The sequence below is a fragment of the Paraburkholderia sp. BL18I3N2 genome (assembly GCF_003001875.1).
Classification (GTDB): Bacteria; Pseudomonadota; Gammaproteobacteria; order Burkholderiales; family Burkholderiaceae; genus Paraburkholderia; species Paraburkholderia phytofirmans.
The window spans coordinates 1-22,389 of record NZ_PVNC01000013.1 but is presented as its reverse complement, the minus strand read 5'-3'; the positions used below and the strand labels follow the sequence as shown (position 1 = coordinate 22,389).

Annotated in this window: 16 protein-coding genes; 11 read left to right on the top strand and 5 right to left on the bottom strand. The window is 58.5% G+C overall.

What is annotated here, in order from left to right; all coding sequences use genetic code 11:
* Positions 1 to 28: 28 nt before the first annotated feature.
* Positions 29 to 1,132, bottom strand: coding sequence for an acyltransferase (locus B0G75_RS27335; RefSeq protein ID WP_181309362.1), 1,104 nt, complete (start codon positions 1,130 to 1,132; stop codon positions 29 to 31).
* Between the two features lie 584 nt (positions 1,133 to 1,716).
* Between B0G75_RS27335 and B0G75_RS27330 the strand changes: the two genes are divergently transcribed.
* The 6 genes from B0G75_RS27330 to B0G75_RS27300 all read left to right on the top strand — a co-directional run bounded on the left by B0G75_RS27330 (position 1,717) and on the right by B0G75_RS27300 (position 11,136).
* Positions 1,717 to 3,078, top strand: a complete 1,362-nt coding sequence (locus B0G75_RS27330; protein WP_181309361.1) for an OmpA family protein — start codon at positions 1,717 to 1,719, stop codon at positions 3,076 to 3,078.
* A 19-nt stretch (positions 3,079 to 3,097) separates the two neighbouring features.
* Positions 3,098 to 4,642 (top strand): hypothetical protein, encoded by a 1,545-nt coding sequence (locus tag B0G75_RS27325; protein ID WP_146142542.1) that lies wholly within the window; start codon positions 3,098 to 3,100, stop codon positions 4,640 to 4,642.
* Complete coding sequence (locus tag B0G75_RS27320; protein WP_258194721.1) at positions 4,623 to 5,501, top strand: hypothetical protein; 879 nt, start codon at positions 4,623 to 4,625, stop codon at positions 5,499 to 5,501. The genes B0G75_RS27325 and B0G75_RS27320 overlap by 20 nt, the downstream gene beginning before the upstream one ends.
* 359 nt (positions 5,502 to 5,860) lie before the next feature.
* Positions 5,861 to 7,114, top strand: a complete 1,254-nt coding sequence (locus tag B0G75_RS27315) for a HEPN domain-containing protein (protein ID WP_106313103.1) — start codon at positions 5,861 to 5,863, stop codon at positions 7,112 to 7,114.
* A gap of 561 nt (positions 7,115 to 7,675) precedes the next feature.
* A complete protein-coding gene (locus B0G75_RS27305) occupies positions 7,676 to 9,979 on the top strand; it encodes an AAA family ATPase (protein WP_106313097.1) in 2,304 nt (767 codons plus the stop codon).
* A gap of 695 nt (positions 9,980 to 10,674) precedes the next feature.
* Positions 10,675 to 11,136, top strand: a complete 462-nt coding sequence (locus B0G75_RS27300; RefSeq protein WP_106313094.1) for a hypothetical protein — start codon at positions 10,675 to 10,677, stop codon at positions 11,134 to 11,136.
* A 201-nt stretch (positions 11,137 to 11,337) separates the two neighbouring features.
* Here B0G75_RS27300 and B0G75_RS27295 read toward each other — a convergent pair whose 3' ends face one another.
* The gene (locus B0G75_RS27295) at positions 11,338 to 13,068 is read right to left on the bottom strand and encodes a methyl-accepting chemotaxis protein (protein WP_106313091.1); all 1,731 of its coding nucleotides are present in this window, start codon (positions 13,066 to 13,068) and stop codon (positions 11,338 to 11,340) included.
* A 297-nt stretch (positions 13,069 to 13,365) separates the two neighbouring features.
* Here B0G75_RS27295 and B0G75_RS27290 point away from each other — a divergent pair, with 297 nt between their 5' ends.
* A complete protein-coding gene (locus B0G75_RS27290; RefSeq protein ID WP_258194719.1) occupies positions 13,366 to 13,620 on the top strand; it encodes a hypothetical protein in 255 nt (84 codons plus the stop codon).
* Positions 13,621 to 13,837: 217 nt separating this feature from the next.
* On the opposite strand, the gene B0G75_RS27285 is transcribed toward B0G75_RS27290, so the two are convergent.
* From B0G75_RS27285 to B0G75_RS27275, 3 genes are all read right to left on the bottom strand, one after another.
* Positions 13,838 to 14,140, bottom strand: coding sequence for a DUF4148 domain-containing protein (locus B0G75_RS27285; protein ID WP_106313343.1), 303 nt, complete (start codon positions 14,138 to 14,140; stop codon positions 13,838 to 13,840).
* Between the two features lie 170 nt (positions 14,141 to 14,310).
* Positions 14,311 to 15,396 carry an aldose epimerase family protein gene (locus tag B0G75_RS27280; protein ID WP_106313088.1) on the bottom strand — a complete coding sequence of 362 codons (1,086 nt, stop codon included), beginning with the start codon at positions 15,394 to 15,396 and terminating at the stop codon, positions 14,311 to 14,313.
* Between the two features lie 33 nt (positions 15,397 to 15,429).
* Complete coding sequence (locus B0G75_RS27275) at positions 15,430 to 16,647, bottom strand: DNA-binding transcriptional regulator (RefSeq protein WP_106313342.1); 1,218 nt, start codon at positions 16,645 to 16,647, stop codon at positions 15,430 to 15,432.
* A gap of 270 nt (positions 16,648 to 16,917) precedes the next feature.
* Here B0G75_RS27275 and xylA point away from each other — a divergent pair, with 270 nt between their 5' ends.
* The 4 genes from xylA (at position 16,918) to B0G75_RS27255 (ending at position 22,272) form a co-directional block, all read left to right on the top strand.
* Positions 16,918 to 18,240, top strand: coding sequence for a xylose isomerase (gene xylA, locus B0G75_RS27270; protein WP_106313085.1), 1,323 nt, complete (start codon positions 16,918 to 16,920; stop codon positions 18,238 to 18,240).
* 168 nt (positions 18,241 to 18,408) lie between these two features.
* Positions 18,409 to 19,437 (top strand): D-xylose ABC transporter substrate-binding protein, encoded by a 1,029-nt coding sequence (gene xylF / locus B0G75_RS27265; protein ID WP_106313082.1) that lies wholly within the window; start codon positions 18,409 to 18,411, stop codon positions 19,435 to 19,437.
* 79 nt (positions 19,438 to 19,516) lie between these two features.
* A complete protein-coding gene (gene xylG / locus B0G75_RS27260; RefSeq protein WP_106313079.1) occupies positions 19,517 to 21,076 on the top strand; it encodes a D-xylose ABC transporter ATP-binding protein in 1,560 nt (519 codons plus the stop codon).
* The gene (locus B0G75_RS27255; protein WP_106313076.1) at positions 21,073 to 22,272 is read left to right on the top strand and encodes a sugar ABC transporter permease; all 1,200 of its coding nucleotides are present in this window, start codon (positions 21,073 to 21,075) and stop codon (positions 22,270 to 22,272) included. The genes xylG and B0G75_RS27255 overlap by 4 nt, the downstream gene beginning before the upstream one ends.
* Positions 22,273 to 22,389: the final 117 nt, after the last annotated feature.

The window sequence follows — 22,389 nt, the reverse complement described above, 5'->3', positions numbered from 1 at the left end:
TATGCAGGCAGGAGTCTATCCTGCGACTTCAGGCGGGGCGACTCTGTACCGAGGTGAAACGGTTCTTCAAGAGCAGGAAAGGGCGCTCAAGAAGCCTATAGGAAGCGTCCGCGAGCAAGACCGTGGCCACGGCGGCGACAGCGAATCTCGAGAACCGGTTGTGCACTTCGAGTTGATCCAGGACTTTAGCGGTCTCCGTCAGAGCAAAAATGTGGAACACATAAATCCCGTACGAAATCTTCCCTAGGTGCCGCATAGGGCGGCAACCCAACGCTGCGCGCAGCTTCGATGACATCGAGACCGCGTAGACAATCAGACAGCACGCGAACGCCATGACAGGATAACCAATCACCTCGCAGACTCGCGAGATACCGGGCGGCCCCATCCATACGAGCGCCGAGAGTATCAACAAAGCGGCGGTAGCAGAAAGCAATGACTTGCGCGCCTGCAAATCCACAGATTCTCCTACTGAAGTGCCGAGGCCCATGAATATCCCGAACAGAAACGTGTCGGCTCTTAGCGGCGACACCCATACGAATGGATGGCTACGACCGATCAGCACGACGCCGAGACGCATCAACATAAAGCCTATCGCCGCCGCAGCGAGCGCCATTTTCAAGCCTCGTACGTGACCACGCGAAAAGTACGTTGCGGTTGCGATGGGGATTAGCAAATAAGCCTGCTCTTCGAGCGCGATCGTCCATAAATGCGACGAGAACGGAAACGGCGTGTATCCGTGATACGCCGCCTCGATGTTCTGGGTAAAGGTCAGGTGAGAAACGTACCAGCCGAACAGCTGCACAGTGTCTTGACTGCCCCAAAGCAGACCCCAAAGCAGCGCGAGCGTGACGAACGACAGATATAGCGGCCAGATGCGCAAGGCCCGACGAATATAAAAGTTGAGGATGCTGACGTCGCCCGTCGTTTCTCGTTCGATAAGCAGAAGGCGTGACAGAAGAAACGCACTTAGTACAAGGAACAGATCAACCCCGAACCACCCGAGGAAATTCCTGAATGCAGCTATCGACGGCTCCGCCAGAAGATCGCTGTGATGCACGACGACTGACAAAGCCGCGACTGCCCTGAGGCCGTCGATCCAGGGGAGATAGAAGGTTTTGTTGCCGTTTGCCATGGCGCTCATTCAAATTAAGCGGCAATGGTAACAAAAATGATGGCGGACGCGCCTGCATGGCGTCTGTGGGTCAGCAACGACGGCGCACGTTCACCGCCATCGTCCCACACAAATATTCCTAAAGTTCACCCCACCCCAGCCGATATCGATATGTGAGCGCTTGTCTCGACAGCGTCACGGCGTTTCCAATGCCGATGCACGCGTTGGCGCAATTAAAAATATATCGACCGAGGGGTTTCTCAGTGAGAGGAATAGGAAAAGCGAGGCCGCTTTGGCTCGCTACGATCACCGTTTTCGCGTTGTCTGGATGTGCTAATCCCGGCGGCTTCCAGCAGACTAGCGGGGCGCCGGCGGATCCGGACAAAACCGCAGACTTGAATGTGTTCGAGAGCACATTTGCAAACCCCGACCCATGCGCAAATAGCAACCGGAACATTGGCATCGCAGTCGGTGTCGGGCTTGGTGCTGTTCTAGGCGCGGTCATCGCCAACAAAAACAAGGTTGCGGCCGCGGCGATCGCCGGCGCCGCAGGCGGCCTGGCCGGCGGCCTCATTGGACATGCGGTCGATAGCCGGCGCTGCGCATTGTCGAAAATCGCTGCCAAGCACGACCTCACCTACACGGCGACCGCGCTTGAGGCGCGTGCTCCGGATACCGGCAAGACCGAGCAGGTCGGCAGTTCCTTCACGATCGTCGACACCGCGCGACATACTCAATTCGAAACAGGCTCGGCCGAATTGACGCCGGACGCGGCGGTCTATTTCGCTGAGATTGCCGAGCAATATCGCACGTCCAGTCGGGTAGCCGAGGCGTCGAGCGCGGCCGACAAAGCAGCAGCGGCTCAAGCGAAAATCCTGCTCATCGGCCATACGGACGACACCGGCAGTTCGGAACTGAACGCGGAGCTGTCGGAGCGCCGCGCTCGAGCCGTCGCGCGGCTGTTCGCGGACCACGGCATTGCGCCGGAGAACGTGTTCTACCAGGGCGCAGGCGAGACCTTGCCGATTGCCGATAATCACACTGCAGAGGGTAGTTCGGCTAACCGGCGGGTCGAGATCGTCGATCTCAGCGGCGCCAGGACCGACATTTTGCAAAGCTACGCGAGCAGCCGCGTGCCTAAATACCAGTACTACCGCGCGGTGACTGCTCAGTCCGATCAGGCTGCTGCGGGGACGGCGCCTTTAACTTCTGGTAACCCGACGACCAAAGCGGCGCGTCGCACAGCTACCAAAAATCGCGCTGCGACAGAGACCGCGGTGGCCGGCGCCACGCCCGCGCGCGCAGCATCGGCTCCCGTGTCGGCCAACACGACAGCCGCATCGAATGCCGCGCCTGCTACGCCAGTTGCATCCACTCGTTCAGCGTCGTCCGATGGCATCGATTTCGGCTGGCATGAGGCGCTCCCTGCGACGCTTGGCCTCCAATTTGCAGCTTTGCCGGCATCGTCCTCGACACTCTCGGTCTTCTCTTCAGCGGTAGCCGATGAGGCGCCGGTGGCGAAGAGCTGCGTGAACGACCGGCCGCGCGTTTCGCGAGCGATGAAGTCCGTTGCCGATGACCGGGCAGTGCCCGTGCGCGATCACTTGCCGAATCTGTATGGAAGCAGCTGGGGCGCCGCGCTGAACGGACAGTATCTCGCGCTCAAGGATGTCTCTGTCCTGCGCAACGGTGCGACCGCAGGGGCAAAGCCGACGCTGCTCGTATGGAAAGACTTTGGCCGGAGCGCTGGTCCGAACGGCTCGCCGCAAGTGACTTTGTCTCCCGATGTGAACGCCTACGCGGTGAAGGGCGGCGTCTTGTATCGGGTCTTCGTGAACAACAGCGGCGTGTTCGACTGTGCCGACATCATCTTCTCGAATGGCAAGGCGACGTCCGGTGAGCTCGTGCGCCGCAAGAGCAGTCAGTATTTCACGGTGAATTACGTGCCGGTCATCGCACGCACCTAACAAGAGGGTAATAACGAACATGATGGATTTCATTCAGGCCAATTTGGGCCCGGCTATCTGGTGCATCGTCGTGGTGCTGCTTGCGGTGGGCGCATTCTCTTTCCGCTCGACACTCGAGTTCTGGCTCAATCATTGGAAGTACACGTTCCCTGTTCTCGGGAAGACGGCGCGTCTGTCGCGCCATGGTATTCACGGTAAGGACGGTTGGACGGATTCCGAGCGTACGCTGTGCGGCGACTACAACAAGTTCATTTCGTATCTGTCGAAAGCCGAGTTCAGCAAGCGCAATGAATATCTCGCGAAGTCGGACGACAGCGGACGTTCGCCGACGCCGTTGTGGCTTCTCACGCTGCTGAGCGTACTTGTTATCGCCGAGGGTCTTGGGTTTTCATATCTGCTGGGCAGCTGGATGGCCCGTGATGGCAGCGCGAATACGCACACCTTGTTGATGGTGGCTATCGTGTTCGTGCTGTGCGTGATCATGGTGTTTCTGACGCACGTTGCGGGGCACCAGCTCTATCGTTCGAATCTCGTTGCGCGATGCCGGAAGCAATGGAAGCAGGACAAATCGCAAGAGCGCTTTTCGAGCCGCAAGGTCAAACTCGACGACGATCAGTCCGTCGATGATGGCGAACCCGACTACACGCAGGTTGCCAATCGCGTCGGCACGAGTCACAGCTATTTCATGGTGGCGTTGACCGTTGCGGTCATTATCGTGATTGCAGGGACGTCGACGTGGATGCGTTGGAGCAACCTCAACGCGGAACAGACGCGTGAAGCGATGGGCGTGAGCCAGAGCGCTGACGCCGGTAATCCGTTCGCGACGGCTAACGCGATGCCGGCCGAACTCGTCGCCAGTCAGAAAGCGGCTGACGATCGTGCGAAAGCAGAGGAATCGTCGTCGACTCGAAGCGAAGGTGCTGCGGCCTTTATCACGCTGGCTGTGATTTTTGTGGTCACGCAGATCGTGGGTATCTTTGGTGGCTTTGCGTGGGGGTTCGGTGGGCGGGAAAGTCTCGCCGCGTGGAAAACGACGAAAGGCTTCAAGACGTTCGAGGACTACAACAACTACTACGCACCGTTCCGGGCTATTGCGCAGTCGCAGTTGGAGAACCTTCAGAAGCGGATGGCTGAGAACGCGGATATCTCGGGCAAGACCTTCTCGAAGACGTTCCGGGACTATGTGCTGGAGCATCGGAATTTCACCGATCTGGAAAGCGGGGTGGTTCGTTCGACAACTGCGGCGACGGTGGTCGTCGATACGCCGGAGCCTCAGATGACGGCACGGCAAGCAGCATCCGTAAGCGTTGCGACCGATGCGCCCGCGAAGGTTGTCGCGGTATCTGCAGCAGCGTCTGACGAAGTGCCGGCGACCGCGAGCATTGATGCGCTAGTCACGAAGATTGAAGCCGAGTCTGATGTGGCACGTAAGAAGGAACTGATTTACGGCCTTGATGAGTCGGTGCGAACTGAAGTGGTCAGTGCGATCAAGCTTCGGAAAGAGCGGGCTGAGAAGGCTAAGCTCGCGCTGGAATCCGAACTCGATGATCTTTTCAAGGCTTGATTCGACGCCAATGATTAAACATTTCACTCACGTAGTCGCGGCAGCGTGTTTAACCGCGATTGCGGTGTCGGCACAAGCCGGCGTCACGAACGATATTCCGAGTTGCTACGCTGCCAATCACATCAAGCCGGTAGACGGCGGCGTCGATCACGAGCTTTTCATTGCCATCGACCAGACGACGGTTTTCGATGAGAAGTTGCAGGCCCAGATTGCGGAGATGGCCGGGAAGGCCATTAGGCCCGCGGGCGCCTATACGCTGTTCGATTTTTCGGCTTTCTCGCAAGGGCATTACACCGAGGTCGTGACGCGCGGCGTTATCGAGTCGCCGATACCTGAGAAATTGCGGGACGATATTAGTGAACGCGCGTTGCGGAGCTTTGATGCGTGTATGACGGGGCAGTCGGCTTTTGCGAAGAAGGCGCTGCTTACGTCGATTGCGCGTGTCGAGTCGGTGGCTACGAATGATCTGGCGAAGTCGGACATTCTGGCGGCGTTGAAGGATATCAGCGATAAGGTTCGCGCTTCGCCTGCTTCAGATAAGGTTGTGTTGCTTGCGTCGGATATGCTGGAGAACAGCTCTGTGTCTAGTTTTTATTCGCACAACGCCGTTCGGCGGATTGATCCGCAGGTGGAGATGAAGAAGGCGGCGGCTGCGGGATTGATTGGGGATTTCGGTGGGGCGCGGGTTTATGTGATCGGCGCGGGGTTGTTGGCTGGGGATGTGAAGGTTAAGAACGTTTATCGTGATCCGCAGACTATGGGTGCTTTGAAGGAGTTCTGGACGCTTTATTTCCAGAAGTCGAATGCGAAGGTGGGGGAGTTTGGGGCGCCGGCGTTGTTGGGGGCGGTTGAGTATTAAGGGGCGGCAGTAAAAGTGCGACGAGCGATTGAGATGCGTTCGAAGATGGTGTGATGAACGGGCACTTGTTCGGCCTGTGGAATTTCCTCGCTGCGTGGTATTCCCATCTGGAGGTTCGCTTCCGGGTAGTTCCGCGTCGGGCGCCAGCCGGCCACCTTCGGTCATTCAACAACCTCGTATGGATCGTCGACAATTAGAAGCAACCAATGCCACAATCCGACCACGCGATTTTATTGCATAGATAACGGGCTATAGGGCGAATGTCGTTGAGAGGCGCTCGAACTAAAGCTTCGAAGCCGCCCAAGGGATAGCACGTTCCTAAAAGTGTCCCCATCAATGAGAGAAAACCTGTGTCACGAATGACTTTGAAGACAGTTTTAGCGCAAGCCGTTGCACGTAATGCAGATCACTCGAAATTTCGCTTTGAAAATTCACACCCGCTTGAGCCCGCCATCATCCAGGTGCCCGACGACCTTCTGATCGAAGCCTGCAAGGATCCTGAAATCGCGCGACTGGATCAATTAATCTTCAACCAAGGAACAATGGCTGCCTCCTTCGGCGTCATGTTTCTATTGCGAGCGTTAATTGCACAAGCAATAGAACGCGGGGTCGATCAAGCAATAGCTTCCATGGACGCGTTTCTTGCCGCTGAATCCAACCGGTGTATTGACGTTCTGCTGCTGGAGGGCGTCAGCGTTCGAGAAACAACAGAGATTGTTTCGGGTATCTTTCTTTGCCCGCTGTCAGCTGTGCCTTCTTCGACCCTCCAAACATATCTTCGATTCCGCGGCACCCCGCAGCCTGCGCTGCCATTTTCGATGTCGCATCTTTTGGACGAAGAAGAGAGGAAGCCCGGAGCGGCGCTGTATTCCATCCGCGAGGCCAAACCAAAACTTCTCGATAAACTGCCGAGTTTCTCTCATCCCGCCGATACTCCAACGATCTACCAAGTCGCAGATATTCTGACCGTCGCTGGCCCGTCTTCGCCCGTTGTTTTTAAGTCGTACTCAGAACTCGCTGATGGTGAATTCATGAAGGGCCACGTCGGGTTTAGTTGGGGCCGGGCACGTAACGAAACTCGGGTTTTCACCAGCCGTGAGCTAAGCGCTGAGAATCTCGATGAACTTCGAAGCGTCGCCGATAAATACTCAAACCTCAGCCCGTCTGTAAAAAAGAAACTCCAGGTTCCGCTTCACCGCCTAAACGAGGCTGTGAAGCATCAAGATAGCGTAGACCGTGCGCTCGACTTAGGGATTGCCTTGGAGTCCCTGTTGCTTGCTCACCAACCATCGAAGGAACAGCTTTCCCTGCAGTTCCGACTCAGGGGTGCTTGGCTTCTGGGGAGGAACGGTCAACACAGGGCCGAACTCTTCGATACGTTCAACAAGCTCTACAGTTATCGATCGTTTGCGGCCCATAGCGGAGCCGTCGCTCCGACAAAAACATCCGCAGAAGAGGTAAAGAAAACGCTTGCGTCGGGATTAAGACTGTGCGGACAGGCAATTTGCAAGATCGTCGAAGAAGGCGGCTTTCCCGAATGGGATGGGCTAGTTGTTGGCGCAAATTATCGCGTTGGTATAGATGACGACCTTTCCGATGGCGAGGCGTGGTAAACGTTCCAACGTGCGTACGGTGGACTTCCCATGTGATATTGGCGATTGCTTCGTTGAGCACTTGGAACGTCCGCTTTCGTCGAGTACGAGCGACTGCTTCGGGTCGCGTTATGCCTCTTGCATGAAATGCACGCCCGGCGCGATCGCCGCGCACGACCGTGGGGCAAGGTGCGGCCATGAGCGGTCCTTCGCGTCGCTTGGTGAACGTCTGTTGATGAGCGGCGTGCCGCCGTTTGGAGAAGGGACGTCGGAGGACGATTCCTGGGGCGAGCCGGTTCAATTTGCGAGTGCCGTGCGCGGCGCCTCAGATGTCGATATGCAGACATTCAACTGAGTCGGCCGTAGCGTACGACTACGCCTCCAGCATGCCGCCGGAGCGGCCGTCCGCCGCCTCAAGGACTATAGCGCGCTGCTGGACGTCACTCCGTCAAACGAAATATCGACATACACAAGCCAATATCGATTCAGCCGCTCTAGAATGACCCTCGTAAATTGCGCAGGAACGCAGGCTAAAAGTAAGCAACGTATAAACGGGCGCATGATCAGTGACGGGGGAGCGTGATGCTTGAGAAAATCATTCGGGTGGATAACGTAGGCGTGTTCAAGGCCGGCGTGCCGTCGGCTGTCACGCTGAAGAAGGTCACGGTTGTCTACGCTGACAATGCACGAGGCAAGTCGACACTCTCGGCCTTGCTGCGCGCTTGCGGAGCGGGGGATGCGCAAGCCATTCAGGCCCGCAAGACCATCGGTGCAACAGGCAACCAGGCTGTTCATCTACGTTTCCAAACTTCCGGCGGCGGTTCGACCATTTCATTCGATGGCAACGCATGGTCCGCCGCGGCCCCTAACCTTCATGTATTCAATCAGGAGTTCGTCGAGCGTAACGTCTATGCGGGCGCGGCCGTGACGCCTGACCAGCGTGCGTCTCTGTTGGAGCTTGCGTTGGGCGCCGACGCGGTTGTCCAACGCGAAGAGTTCCAGAAACAGTCGGATGCGCAGCGAGGCGCTACCCAAAAAGTCACAGCCACCGAGACGGCCCTGCAGGGCTATCACCGAGGTACAACGCTCGCGGCTTTCCTAGATTTGCAGCCTGTCGCCGATGGTCCCCAACTGCTTGCCAAACTCGACAAGCAGCTGAACGAAGCCCGCAGCGTTCAACAAATTCTAGGGCGTCAGGGTTTTCGACTCCTGAGCGCGCTGGTCTACAACTTCGATAACATCCGCACAATCCTTGAGTCACACTTTGAAAGACTGCAGGAGGATGCAGAAGCAGCGGTGCGAAAGCACTTCGACGCACACCTTGGTCGTGAGACAGAACGCTGGGTCAATGAAGGACTTCACCATAAGCCAGAGGAACACTGCCCCTTCTGCGGGCAGGAGACGGCCGGATTGGCGCTGCTTCAAGCCTACAAGGACTACTTCAATCAGGCATACAAAGAGCACCTGCAGCGCGTAGCTTCTCTACAGGGGCTGGCCGACCATCAAGTCAGTGGAGTTCTTGTTCACGAATGGCGCGCGACCATCGACTTCAACACCGGCGCTCAGGAAGGTTGGTCGGGCCTACTACGGCTTGATCTGCCCGTCTTCAGCATGGACGCTGCGCACGAGGAAATAGACAAGGCACGTGCGATAGTCAACGTCCTTGTCGCGGAAAAAACCGCAAAGCCTCTAGAGTCAGTCGACGTCGGGCCACTGGAGCAAGCCGCGACCATCCTGCAGGAGATCTCAGATAATGTCGCTCGGCACAACGATGCGATACAGGCGCTGAACGAAGAGGTTACGAAGTACAAGAATGGCCTTGCGCAATCCGATACGGCAGCCCTGCAGGCGCAGCGACGCCTCATCGAACTCCGGATGGTCCGCAATGCCCCCGAAGTTACGCAACATCTGGCCGAACGGACGAAGGCCGAAGGCGAACGACAGGAAGCGGAACGGAAGAAACTTGCAGCTCGCAAGAAGCTGGATCAGCTCATGACCGAGTCGCTTGCTACCTTCCAAGAAGCAATCAATGCTCGCCTGCGGGACTTCGGCGCACCGTTCTCGATTCGTGAGTTGAAACCTAACTATATGGGTGGCGGTGTGCCGCGTAGCGAGTACGTGCTCGAAGTACGCGGTGCATTAGTGCCTGTTGGTCCAGCGAACGGAGGGGCGTTGACGTTCCATACCGTCCTAAGCGAAGGTGACAAGCGCACCCTTGCGTTCGCACTTTTCTTAGCCCGACTGTTCGCAGATCCTGATCGTGCCCAGGCTGTCGTTGTCCTCGATGATGTCTTCACCAGCTTGGACCTCCACCGTCGTGCAAAAACAGTGGAAACCGCTCTGGCAATCAGTCTGGAGTGCAAGCAAATTATCGCTCTGGGCCACGACGCCTACTTCCTCCGCGACATTCAAAAACGTGTGACCAAGGTTGGCGGGGAGGTCGTTTCGCTAGAGCTGCGACGCGGGCCGGAGAACTTCACCGTCATAGATCAGTTCGACCTAGATGAATTCTGCGCGTCGCCCTACTACAAGCGCTATCGGCGCGTTGAGATGTACATGACGGGAGCGGCACAAGTTAACATGCTCGAAGTGGCGCAAGCGCTCAGACTGCTCGTTGAAGGCCACCTCCACCGATGCTTTTTGGGCCGATTCGCCGAGGGCCAGACGGTCGGGGCGATGATTCAGCTCATCAAGGACGCTCAAACTAGCAATCCAATACACATGTTGCAGCCGCTTGTGCCAGAGCTACTTGCGTTCAACGAGTACGCTGCGATGTTTCACCACGACACCTCCGGCGGTCACACGCGAACCGATGTCAACGACGGTGAACTGTACCACTTCGCCTCCGCAGCACTTCGCTTCATCCAAATTGGCAAGCTCTTCTGAGAAGTTTATTTCTCACGATATGATCACTCCCCGAGAACGGACGTTGGTTCAGCGGCAATCATTCTAACGATCTTGTTGTCAGCACAAGGGGCAATATATTGGCAAGCATCGGCCTGTGGTCACCATTCTTGAATGCACCGCGAGAGGCCGTTTCCGAACCTTCAACGGACATGTTCGTGAGCAAGGTAAATGTCCATGATGGGTCGACTACGGTCTCAGGCCTTGCATGTAAACGGCCGTTCGTGGAGCGTGGGAGGCGAGTCGTAAGCGGCCGCTCCGACCGATGCACCGTCATTGCGTCAGGTCAGGACTTGGCTTCTGCAACGCGCGGGTTGGGCCGCTAGGCAGACCTTCGCCGGACCTGCGCCAGCAACATTGGCCGTCCGATCACTCTAAATCAACCCTTTAACCCGCCCAATTATCCTCTCATAATCCCACCTGATTTATAATCATCAAGCCATCGGGAAACACCCGGCGGCCAGGTTTGACAGCCTGCGATCGTAACCGCACACCCGCCCAGCGGGTCGTGCGTCTACTGCTGCACGTCTATATTTCAATGGGCGGGTCGTAGTGGGAGAGCCGCAAGGCTCGCCGTTTCGTTGCGATCACGGTCTGTCAATCCCGCTACGTGCCCGCTCACCCACTTCCCAAAGCGAGTGTCGGGCGATCTAAGTAGGTATCAGGGAGATCGCAAAATGACCAAGTCCATCAAGAGTCAAACCGTTTCACGCCCACCTGTCGACGCACTCCATTACGAAAAACTCGCCCTATCTGCATTCGACTTCTGCGACCGGCAATTGAGCCAACTGAACACGCTGATCACACTCGCGTCTTCTATATGTAGGAATCCTCCCATCACGAGCGACGAAAGACGCCGTCGCCAGACCATGCTTGAGCTGCTTGTGGACACAGCAGAGCAATATCAGCAAGACCTCGAAAACGACCGCGAGCTTTTCCAGGTGATCGCACTCGATGCAAAAGGCGTTTCTCAATCCCGCCTCACGGCCAGCCACGCAACACGCCTTCTCGCGGAAGCATCGAAGATCGCGACTGGATCACAATCCACCGTCAACGTCGCAAAGCGGAAGAGAACGCCCGCGAAAACCGCATCGATCGTAAAAACGCAAACACAGCACTTGGTCCCCGTGCGGCACTGATCAACGGATAGCGGTGAACCAAAAGCATCAACGAAGCGAGGCGCGATGCACAAGCGGTGCGCATGCGCCTCCTTCACAAGCACTCACAAAACGACCACAAAAACCTACCCCTTAAACTCCACCGAAACAAGAAGCTTGCGTACGCTGATCTTTTCGCTTATCTCCATGGCCGGCTCCGCTGACTACTTCGTTCAACCAGACTCAGAACTTATCCCAGCCATCGTTATTAATGGCCGTTGTCGCCGCGCCTGCCGGACGGCCCGCCGCCGCGGTGTTCCCAATGGTCCGCCGTACAGGCTGTTTGCGTGGCACCTGACGATGGACTGAAGATGCCTGTCCATCCGTTACATGCGAAACGGCGCCGGCATCCAGACGAAAGAACGAAATGGCTTTATTGAGTTGCCGCCCCTGGTCTTCGAGCGACTTGGATGCGGCCGCCGCTTCCTCCACGAGCGCAGCATTCTGCTGCGTGACCTCGTCCATCTGCGTGATCGCGTGGTTGACCTGTTCGATGCCCCGGCTTTGTTCCGTCGACGCGGCGGCGATTTCGCCCATGATGTCGGTCACTCGCGCGACAGCCTGCGTGACCTCCGACATCGTCTTTCCCGCCTGACTCGCGAGCAATGATCCGTCATGGATTTTCTGGACGGACGCGTTGATCAGATCCTTGATTTCCTTCGCCGCGCTGGACGAACGTTGCGCGAGGCTGCGGACTTCGCTTGCCACCACCGCGAATCCACGGCCCTGTTCGCCTGCCCGGGCCGCCTCCACGGCCGCGTTCAGCGCCAGGATGTTGGTCTGGAACGCGATACCTTCGATGATTCCCGTGATCTCCGCGATCTGGGTCGAGCTCGTGCTGATCTCGCCCATCGTACCGACGACCTGACTCACTACCTCGTTGCCCTTCAGCGCCACTTCGGACGCGTTGGCGGAAAGCGAGCTTGCCTGCTGAGCGTTCTCCGCGTTCTGCTTCACTGTCGAAGTCAGCTCTTCCATGCTCGACGCGGTTTCCTGCAGCGACGCGGCCTGTTGTTCGGTGCGGGACGAAAGATCGACGTTGCCCGAAGCAATCTGGCTGGAGCCGGTCGCGATACTGTCTGCGGCGGTACGCACCTGACCGATCAGGCTGACGAGACTTGCCTGCATTTCGCCCATTGACGCGAGCACGCTCCCGCCCGGCGCATTCTTCGCGCCCGCGACGGGACTCAGATCGCCAGCGGCGACGCGCCGTGTGACCTCACCGAGGGCCACCGGCTCGGCGCCGAGTGCACGCAGCAGTCCTCGCGTGATAACCATGCCCGCCACGACCGCCAACGCAACAGCGGCGAGACAGATCGCCATCAGCAAGCTCCGCTGCGCTGCGTAATGTTCTTCGGACTGTTGGACGAGTTCCTGTTCACGGGTGCGCGTGTATTGCGCGTAGTCGTCCGTTGCCTTGACCAGGGCGGCGAGCAGCGGCCGACAATCGTCGTCAATTTTCTTCACCGCCTCGTCGCGCTTGCCTCCAACGGCGAGAGCAACGATTGCCTGGGCGACAGGTGCATAAGCTGTTTCGATTCGGTTGATTTCGCTCACAAGGCTGCGGGTCTTTTCCGTCGCATCGGTCGCGGACGAAACCATCTGGTTAAGTTTCGCGATGTTCGACTGGACATCCATCTGGGCCTGCGCTTCCGCGGCCTTTTCCATTTCGAAATCGCCCGGCGTGGTCACGAGCGCCATGTTGCGTGCGGCGATCGCACGTCGGTCAACCGCGGTTCGAACCTGCGCAGCCATATCGGCGCGGGCATTGACGCCCAACACGAAATTTGCGAACCGGTCGTTGGCATCGTTCAGTGACTTCAACGAAATGCCTGACACGATAAGGACAATAGCGGCCAGCACGCCAAAGGCTCCCGTGAGTTTTGCCTTCACTGACAGATTGCTGAGATTCATATTTCAACTCCAGTTGCCAATCGTTGGTACACGGGGAGGGGGATTCGAGCCGTCGGGTCGCAGGGCAAAACCTTCACGCCCATGCATCTGGTATTACGGCCCGCTGTCGCATCGCTGAAGGAGGGCAAAGGCTGGAGAGCTTGGCGCAAAGGTTTGCGCGTAATTGATTTTTTAAATGGCCGAATCGACGCCATTCATCATAGGATTGCCTAGACTGATTCCGCTGGAACGCCTTGAAATACGGACGATTCCGGAATCTCTACGGAGCTTGAATTCGCAACGCGGCAAACGGCGCAAATGAAATTCTTTGCGGATCTACTGCGGGAAGGCGTGGCGAATGGCGAAGTTGCCCCGGGGACCGATGTGGACGCCTTTGCCTGGTACTATCTCGGCGTTTTGCAGGCCGTTTTGAATCTTCCACAGGCGGGCGCATCGGGCGAAGCGCTTGGCAGCAGCATCATCGACGTTGCCATGTCCGAGTGGCCAGAGGCGGACAAACGCGGATCACGCAACAAGGCAAATGCGAAAATGCGCGGCGGGTCGACTGTCTAGTGAAGCGACGCGATTTTGTCGGTATTCACAGGAATGGCTGGAGGCGCGGCAATGACGGAGAACCATCGAACTGCCGCCTTAGCATAGCTGAGCCATTATTTTTTTTCGTCAAAGGATTTTCTGACATCGCTCTGTCATAGTCACGCATTCGACGCGCAAACACGAGCGCATGCCTGAACCATGCGCTCGCATCGAATTGCCTAAAACAGATTGCGTACTACTGACCTTGCAGATTCGGATTCCCAGCAGGAACATTAGAGCCGGTTTCCGACGAACCAGCGGTGGAAGGACCATATCCCGTCGCTCCACTGTTCTGTGCGGCGACGCGTGCTTCGGCTGCTTGAATGTCAGCAGGGTAGGTGGAGTCGGTTGCGACCGCGGGGTTATAGCCGGCCTGTTCGATCTGCTTCAACTGCGCCTTGACCTCGGCGCGCGTGACCGGTTGCTCGGATTGTGCGAACGATGCCACCGGTGCTGCAAACACCACCACTAGCGCCACGGCTTTGATAAGCGATTTCATGATGCTTCCCTCCGAGAATATTTTATTGGGCGCCGCAGCAATCTTCGGCACCATGCACGGATTCTAGGAAGGGCGTGTTCCAGGGGAAACCCCTGATGCGGTAATTCAGTGTTGCCACAAACAGTAAGTCGGCTCGATGTAATGTCGTTCGCAATATACGAGTAATCGCGTCACACGCCTTGGCGTACATCGACACGGTACGCAGTCACTTGCCGATACGTGTCGCCGGCTCGCACGATCACGTCGTCCTGCTCAGCCATATTGACCTGGTTCGGAAAACCGCCCGCTTCGAGACACAAACCGGCATGCGCTTGATACGCAACGCCGCCGCGTCCTGTGTCGCCCTTTAACCAGTTGCCGCTATAAAACTGTAAGCCGCGTTGATCGGTCGAGACGGTCAATTCGCGTCCGCTGCCGGGATCGTAAGCGCAGGCAACCTGGCGCAACGGTGGAGTGGCGCCGTTTTTGCCGGCGTCGCGTGCATCGTGCAGCATGTAGCAGTGATCGAAACCGCCGGCTGTCGCCAACTGCGCGTGCGGCCAGTCGAGCCGCGCGCCGATCGGTGCGCTCTGCCGGAAATCGAAGGCATTGCCTGCGACTTCCGCGAGCTTGCACGGAATCATCGCGGCATCGACTTCAAAGAAGCGGTCGGCATCGATCGACAACACGTGGCCGCGAATGTCGGCCCCCGGCCGGCCTGTGAGATTGAAGTACGGATGGCTCGTCAGATTGAGCGGCGTCGCGGCGTCGGTGATTGCTTCGTAGGCGATGGTTAGCGTGCCATCGTCGTCGAGCGAGTAGCGCACTTGCGTAGTCACGTTGCCCGGAAAGCCGGCATCGCCTTCGGGCGACTCCAACCGCATGAGCAACGCACCGTTGTCCTCACTCACGTCCCACAGCGCGCGATGAAAACCAACCGTGCCGCCATGCAGCAGATTCGCGCCTTCATTGCGATCGAGCGTGTACTCAATGCCGTCGAGCGTAAAGCGTGCATCGGCAATGCGGTTCGCCCAGCGACCGATCAGTCCACCCATATAAGTGGTGGCCGCCACATATTCAGCGGGCGTGTCGTGGCCGAGCAGAATATCGCCGAGCACGCCGGAGCGATCCGGCGCATGCCACGAGACCAGGGTCGCGCCGAGATCGCTGATGGCGACTTTCATACCGTGCGCATTGCGCAACGTGAAGAGTCGAACCGAATCGCCGCCGCGCAATGTGCCCCACGGCTCGGAAGAAAGTTGTGCGATGCTGATCATGTCGTCAGTGAAAAGAAAAGAGAATAGGCATGCTCAGCCCGGCGCGGACGTCGAATTCGCCTGCTCCTGGTATTCGCGCGGCGTACAGCCGAGTTCACGGCGAAACACCGCGTACATATATTGCAGCGACGTGAAGCCGCAACGGATCGCCACCTCCGCGCTCGACGCATCGCGCTTCGCCAGCAGTGCCTTCGCGACATCGAGTTTATGGCGCAGGATTTCCTGATGCACGGTGCACTGCCGTTCGCGCCGAAAGTACTCTTCGAGCGACGAACGCGACACGCCCACATAGTCGGCCACCTGTTCGGTGCGAATGCCCTGGCATGCGTACTGTCGAATGAAGTGCCGCGCCCGCATGACATACGGACTCGCCAGCGGTTCGTGCTTCGTCGATTCGAGCACGTTGATGCCTACCGGCGGAACGAGAATGCGCCGCCCGGGAAAGCGCGCACCACGCAGCATTTGATGCAAGAGGTGAGCCGCGGTGCGGCCCATTTCCTCGGTGCCCTGAATGACCGAAGAAAGCGGAATGCGCGTCAACGTACGCGTCAACGGATCATTGTCGATGCCGATGATCGCGACTTCTTCGGGCACGGGAATGCCGGCAATCAAACACGCCTGAAGCAGATGCCGCGCACGCGCATCGGTCACGGCGATGATGCCGACCGGCTTCGGCAAATCCCGCAGCCACGTGGTGAGTTGCTCGGTCGCCTGGTTCCATGAGGGCGCGCTGGTCGACAGCCCGCGATACATCTCGCCATCGATCTGCTCGGCGCTATGTCCATCCGCGCTGCGCAAATGAGCGAACGCGAGTTCTCGCTGTTGCGCCCAGCGGTTCTCCTGGGCCTGCGGCAAGCTGTACAGCGCGAAGTGCTCGAGGCCCGCGCCGATCAGATGCGTATAAGCGAGCGAGACGAGCTTGCTGTTGTCGGTGGCGATATAGGGTAAATCCGGAGGATAGTGCGCCGGATCTTCGAACGACGAACCCACGGCGACCACTGGCAGCGGACAATCGCGCAGCGCTTCGCCCACTGCGGGATCGTCGAAATCCGCGATGATGCCGTCGCCGTCGAAGCGCTCGATGCCCGTCAGCCGGCAGCGAAAATCTTCTTCGAGAAACAGATCCCACGCCACGCGCGTGGACAGCAGGTAGTTGCCGATACCGGTGATGATCTCGCGGTCGTAGACCTTGTTCGCGTTGAACAGCAGCGCGATCCGATGGGTCGTCTGTGGTGTTTGCGGACGGGTCATGGCGGTGAGCGGCGCACGGGCCAACGGCCCGTCACACCTTCGTCTCCTGTTGGATGCTTAATTGAACAGCACCAGTTTTAAGCGTCTGGTTATTCTAGGCCCCGAATCGCGCGCCGGTGCGAAACAAAATCAAGGGCGGTAAGAAACATCAAGCACGCTGCGCAATTTCGCAATTGCCGACGCATCGTGCAAGCGGCAGCATGGCGTCACCTTGTCGACCGGCGCGGCGACGTCGCACGGGTTGCGGTGCACCATAAACTGGAGACGCTGATGTCTTACTTCGAACACATTCCCGAGATCCGCTACGAAGGCCCTCAATCGGATAATCCGCTTGCGTACCGTCACTACGATAAAAGCAAAAAGGTGCTCGGCAAGACACTCGAAGAACATCTGCGCATTGCCGTTTGCTACTGGCATACGTTTGTCTGGCCGGGCGTGGATATTTTCGGGCAAGGCACGTTTCGGCGTCCTTGGCAGCAAGCCGGCGACGCAATGGAACGAGCGCAGCAAAAGGCGGATTCCGCATTCGAGTTCTTCTCGAAGCTGGGCACGCCGTACTACACGTTTCATGATACCGACGTCTCGCCCGAAGGGTCGAGTCTGAAGGAGTACAGCGAAAACTTTCTGCGCATCACCGACTATCTGGCGCGCAAGCAGGAGAGCACGGGTATCAAGCTGCTGTGGGGCACGGCCAATCTGTTCTCGCATCCGCGTTACGCGGCCGGTGCCGCGACCAGTCCCGATCCGGAGGTGTTCGCATTTGCGGCGACGCAGGTGCGCCACGCGCTCGATGCGACGCAACGGCTGGGCGGCGATAACTATGTACTGTGGGGCGGCCGCGAAGGTTATGACACCCTGCTCAATACCGACCTCGTGCGTGAACGCGCTCAACTCGCCCGTTTTTTGCATATGGTCGTCGACCATGCGCACAAGATCGGCTTCAAAGGCTCGCTGTTGATCGAACCCAAGCCGCAGGAACCGACCAAGCATCAATACGATTACGACGTCGCGACCGTGCATGGATTTTTGCTGCAACACGGGCTCGACAAAGAGATTCGCGTGAACATCGAGGCCAATCATGCGACGCTAGCCGGGCACTCGTTTCATCACGAGATCGCCACGGCTTACGCGCTGGGTATTTTCGGCAGCGTCGATGCGAATCGCGGCGATCCGCAAAACGGCTGGGATACGGATCAATTCCCAAATAGTGTGGAAGAGCTGACGCTCGCCTTCTACGAAATTCTCAAACACGGCGGCTTCACAACCGGCGGCATGAATTTCGATTCGAAAGTGCGGCGCCAAAGCGTCGATCCGGAAGATCTGTTCTACGGCCACATCGGTGCGATCGACAATCTCGCGCTCGCCGTCGAGCGCGCGGCGGTGCTGATCGAAAACGATCGTCTCGATCAATTCAAACGCCAACGCTACGCGGGCTGGGACGCGGAGTTTGGCCGCAAGATTTCTTCCGGCGATTATTCGCTCTCCACGCTGGCTGAGGACGCAATGGCGCGCGGTCTGAACCCGCAGCACGCAAGCGGCCATCAGGAGTTGATGGAAAACATCGTGAATCAGGCGATTTACAGCGGACGTTGATCAGCGTTTCAGGAAGCACTGCATCAAGAAGTCGCAACACTAAATAAAAATTGCGTGGCCATGTCGACCGCGTGAATAGAAGCTTTGGGTTGTCGCTTGTCCGGTCTTGCAGCTCGCAGCGCAAACCGTCCAATCCGGTATTCCGGCTATCAGAAGAAGGAGACAGAGATGAAATTCGCAACGCGTCGTACCGTATTGAGTTCGCTCGTGTGTGGAGCGGTGCTCGCCAGCCTGTCGCTTGTCGCGCCGCTCGCGCATGCAAGCAAGGATCACCCTGAAATTGGCTTCTGTATCGACGATCTGCGCGTCGAGCGCTGGTCGCGCGATCGCGACTATTTCGTTGCCGCAGCGGAAAAACTCGGCGCGAAAGTGTCGGTGCAATCCGCCGACGCGAGCGAAGCGCGCCAGATTTCGCAGATTGAAAACCTGATCTCGCGCGGCGTCGATGTCATCGTGATCGTGCCGTTCAATTCGAAGACGCTCGGCAACGTAGTCGCCGAAGCGAGGAAAGCGGGCATCAAGGTCGTTTCATATGACCGCCTGATTCTCGACGCCGACGTAGACGCCTATATCTCGTTCGATAACGAAAAGGTCGGCGAATTGCAGGCGCAAGGCGTCTACAACGCGCAACCGAAGGGCAACTACTTCCTGCTCGGCGGCGCGCCGACCGACAACAACGCCAAGATGCTGCGCGAAGGTCAGCTCAAGATACTAAAGCCCGCCATCGATAAGGGCGATATCAAAGTAGTCGGTCAGCAGTGGGTACCGGAATGGAGCGCGTCCACGGCGCTGCGCATTGTCGAAGATGCGCTGACGGCGAATAACAACAAGATCGACGCGATCGTCGCATCGAACGACGGCACCGCGGGTGGCGCGATCCAGGCGCTCGCCGCGCAGCACATGGCGGGCAAGGTGCCGGTGTCGGGCCAGGACGCGGACCTCGCGGCCGTGAAGCGTGTGATTGCCGGCACGCAGACCATGACCGTCTACAAGCCGCTCAAACTGATTGCCGGCGAAGCAGCCAAGCTCTCCGTCGCGCTTGCAAAGGGCGAAAAACCCGCCTTTAACTCGCAATACGACAACGGCAAGAAGAAAGTCGACACGGTGCTCCTGCAACCCACGTTGCTCACCAAGAGCAATGTCGATGTAGTCGTCAAGGACGGCTTCTACAGCCAGGCCCAGCTCGCGAGCCAATGAGCGTAACGTGTGCGCGGCGGTCCTCGATGCGTTTCATACGCATCGGCGCCGCCGCGCGCCTTGCAGCGAGGCATAGCGAATGACGCAAGCTCTCATGACGATGCGCGGCATCGTCAAGGCGTTTTCCGGCGTAAAGGCGCTCGACGGTATCGACCTCACGGTCGCTCCCGGCGAGTGCGTGGGCCTGTGCGGCGAGAACGGCGCAGGCAAATCGACGCTGATGAAAGTGCTCTCAGGCGTATATCCGTGGGGCACGTGGGACGGCGAAATCATCTGGGAAGGCGAGCCGCTGAAAGCCGCCAGCGTACGCGACACCGAACGCGCCGGCATCATCATCATTCACCAGGAGTTGATGCTGGTGCCGGAACTGTCGGTGGCGGAGAACATCTTTCTCGGCAATGAAATCACGCTGCCCGGTGGCCGCATGAATTACGCCGCGATGTACCAGCGCGCGGACGAACTGCTGCGCGAACTCGGCATTAGCGGAATCAATGCCGCGCAGCCGGTGATGAACTATGGCGGCGGCCATCAACAGTTGATCGAGATTGCGAAGGCGCTGAACAAGCGAGCCAAGCTGCTGATTCTCGATGAACCGTCTTCTTCGCTGACTTCTTCCGAGATCCGGATTCTGCTCGACATCGTGCGCGATCTGAAGCGGCGCGGCGTGGCCTGCGTGTACATCTCGCACAAGCTCGATGAAGTGGCGGCCGTTTGCGACACGATCAGCGTGATTCGCGACGGCCGCCATGTCGCGACCGAGCCAATGCGCGCACTTACCACCGACCGCATCATTTCATTGATGGTGGGCCGCGAGATCAAGAACCTGTTTCCACGCGAGCCGCATCCGATCGGCGATGTGATCTTCGAAGCGCGTCACGTCACCTGTTTCGACGTGACCAATCCGCGCCGCAAGCGTGTGAACGACGTGTCGTTCGCGCTGCGGCACGGCGAGATTCTCGGCGTGGCCGGTCTGGTCGGCGCGGGGCGCACAGAGTTGATGCAGGCGATCTTCGGCGCGTATCCCGGCGTGAGCGAGGCGACCGTGGTGATGGACGGCAAGCCGCTCAAGATTCGCGCTCCCGTCGATGCGATTCGCGCGGGCATCGGCATGGTGCCGGAAGATCGCAAACGCCACGGTATCGTGCCGGGGCTGAGCGTCGGCCACAACATCACGCTGGCGGTGTTGCAGCGCTTTGCGTCGGGCGGGCGAATCGATTCCGCAGCCGAACTCGATACGATTAATACGGAGATGAAGCGGCTTTCGGTGCGCGCCGCGCATCCCATGTTGTCGATTGCGAGTCTGTCGGGCGGCAATCAGCAAAAGGCCGTGTTGACGCGCATGTTGCTGACCAATCCGAAAGTGCTGATTCTCGACGAACCCACGCGCGGCGTCGACGTCGGCGCGAAATATGAAATCTACAAGCTGATCTTTCAACTGGCGCAGCGCGGCATGTCGATCGTGATGGTGTCCTCTGAATTACCCGAAGTGCTGGGCATCAGCGATCGCGTGCTGGTGATCGGCGAAGGCGAGTTGCGAGGCGATTTCGTCAACGACGGCCTCACGCAAGAGGACATTCTCAGCGCCGCGATCCGTCCCGTGCAGCGATCCCCGAACCCAACCGCAGCGAGTGCCGCATGACGCCCGACGTTACTTCCCAACGCGCCGACGAAGCCGCGCCGCGAGGCGCATTCGGCGGTCCGCAGCGTATTCAGCAATTGTTCGCGCGCTACAAGATTCTCGCGCTGTTGATCGCCGTGGCGGCGATCTGGATTTTCTTTTCAACGCTCACGCACGGCGCGTTCGTCACGCCGCGCAATCTGTCGAACCTGCTGCGGCAGATGTCGATTACCGGCATGCTCGCATGCGGCATGGTGTTCGTGATCATCGCCGGCGAGATCGATCTGTCGGTCGGGTCGCTGCTCGGTTTGCTCGGCGGCGTGGCGGCGATACTCGACGTCAACCGTCACTGGCCGATCGGCGTCACGTTGCCGGTGGTGATGCTGCTCGGCGTGCTAGTCGGCATGTTCAACGGATGGTGGTCGACTTACCGGCGCGTGCCTTCGTTTATCGTTGGGCTCGGCGGCATGCTCGCGTATCGCGGCATTCTGCTCGGCGTGACAGGCGGCTCGACGATTGCGCCCGTGTCGGACAGCTTCGTGTTCGTCGGGCAAGGGTATTTGCCGCGGCTCGCGGGCGATACGCTCGCGGTGGTGTTGTTTCTGCTGCTGGCGTTTCTGACGATACGGCAGCGGCGCAATCGCGAGCGCTATCAGTTACGCGTGGTGCCGTTCTGGCAGGACGTCGTGAAAGTGGTTGGCGCGGGTGTGATTCTCGCGGGCTTCGTCGCCACGCTCGATCGTTACGGCGGTATTCCGGTGCCGGTTCTGTTGCTGCTCGCGATGCTGGGTATTTTCACGTGGATCGCCACGCAGACCGTGTTCGGGCGGCGTATCTATGCGGTCGGTTCGAATCTTGAAGCGACGCGGCTCTCTGGCGTCAACACCAATCGCGTGAAGCTGGCGATCTTCGCGCTGATGGGGCTTATGTGCGCATTCGGCGGCATCGTCAATACGGCGCGGCTGGCGGCGGGTTCGCCGTCGGCGGGATCGATGGGCGAGCTCGATGCAATTGCCGCGTGCTTTATCGGCGGGACGTCGATGCGCGGCGGTTCCGGCACGGTCTATGGCGCGCTGATCGGCGCGCTCGTGATGGCGAGCCTCGACAACGGTATGTCGATGCTCGACGTCGACGCTTATTGGCAGATGATCGTGAAGGGCAGCATTCTCGTGCTGGCCGTGTGGATCGATGTCGTGTCGGGGTCGAACCGGCGATGAGATTGAAGGGAGGTGCGGCGGCGGAGCCTGTCAGATTTTCTGTGTGCCGAGGTCATGAGACGATAACGGAAATAACGTCCTATGACCGAAGCAACCGTGACAAAGAAGAACAGGACC

What these genes read in the sequence shown, in the direction of transcription:
- B0G75_RS27335 (WP_181309362.1), bottom strand. Translation starts at nt 1,132, where the DNA reads ATGGCAAACGGCAACAAAACCTTCTATCTCCCCTGGATCGACGGCCTC.
- B0G75_RS27325 (WP_146142542.1), top strand. Translation starts at nt 3,098, where the DNA reads ATGATGGATTTCATTCAGGCCAATTTGGGCCCGGCTATCTGGTGCATC.
- B0G75_RS27320 (WP_258194721.1), top strand. Translation starts at nt 4,623, where the DNA reads ATGATCTTTTCAAGGCTTGATTCGACGCCAATGATTAAACATTTCACT.
- B0G75_RS27315 (WP_106313103.1), top strand. Translation starts at nt 5,861, where the DNA reads ATGACTTTGAAGACAGTTTTAGCGCAAGCCGTTGCACGTAATGCAGAT.
- B0G75_RS27305 (WP_106313097.1), top strand. Translation starts at nt 7,676, where the DNA reads ATGCTTGAGAAAATCATTCGGGTGGATAACGTAGGCGTGTTCAAGGCC.
- B0G75_RS27300 (WP_106313094.1), top strand. Translation starts at nt 10,675, where the DNA reads ATGACCAAGTCCATCAAGAGTCAAACCGTTTCACGCCCACCTGTCGAC.
- B0G75_RS27295 (WP_106313091.1), bottom strand. Translation starts at nt 13,068, where the DNA reads ATGAATCTCAGCAATCTGTCAGTGAAGGCAAAACTCACGGGAGCCTTT.
- B0G75_RS27290 (WP_258194719.1), top strand. Translation starts at nt 13,366, where the DNA reads ATGAAATTCTTTGCGGATCTACTGCGGGAAGGCGTGGCGAATGGCGAA.
- B0G75_RS27285 (WP_106313343.1), bottom strand. Translation starts at nt 14,140, where the DNA reads ATGAAATCGCTTATCAAAGCCGTGGCGCTAGTGGTGGTGTTTGCAGCA.
- B0G75_RS27280 (WP_106313088.1), bottom strand. Translation starts at nt 15,396, where the DNA reads ATGATCAGCATCGCACAACTTTCTTCCGAGCCGTGGGGCACATTGCGC.
- B0G75_RS27275 (WP_106313342.1), bottom strand. Translation starts at nt 16,647, where the DNA reads ATGACCCGTCCGCAAACACCACAGACGACCCATCGGATCGCGCTGCTG.
- xylA (WP_106313085.1), top strand. Translation starts at nt 16,918, where the DNA reads ATGTCTTACTTCGAACACATTCCCGAGATCCGCTACGAAGGCCCTCAA.
- xylF (WP_106313082.1), top strand. Translation starts at nt 18,409, where the DNA reads ATGAAATTCGCAACGCGTCGTACCGTATTGAGTTCGCTCGTGTGTGGA.
- xylG (WP_106313079.1), top strand. Translation starts at nt 19,517, where the DNA reads ATGACGCAAGCTCTCATGACGATGCGCGGCATCGTCAAGGCGTTTTCC.
- B0G75_RS27255 (WP_106313076.1), top strand. Translation starts at nt 21,073, where the DNA reads ATGACGCCCGACGTTACTTCCCAACGCGCCGACGAAGCCGCGCCGCGA.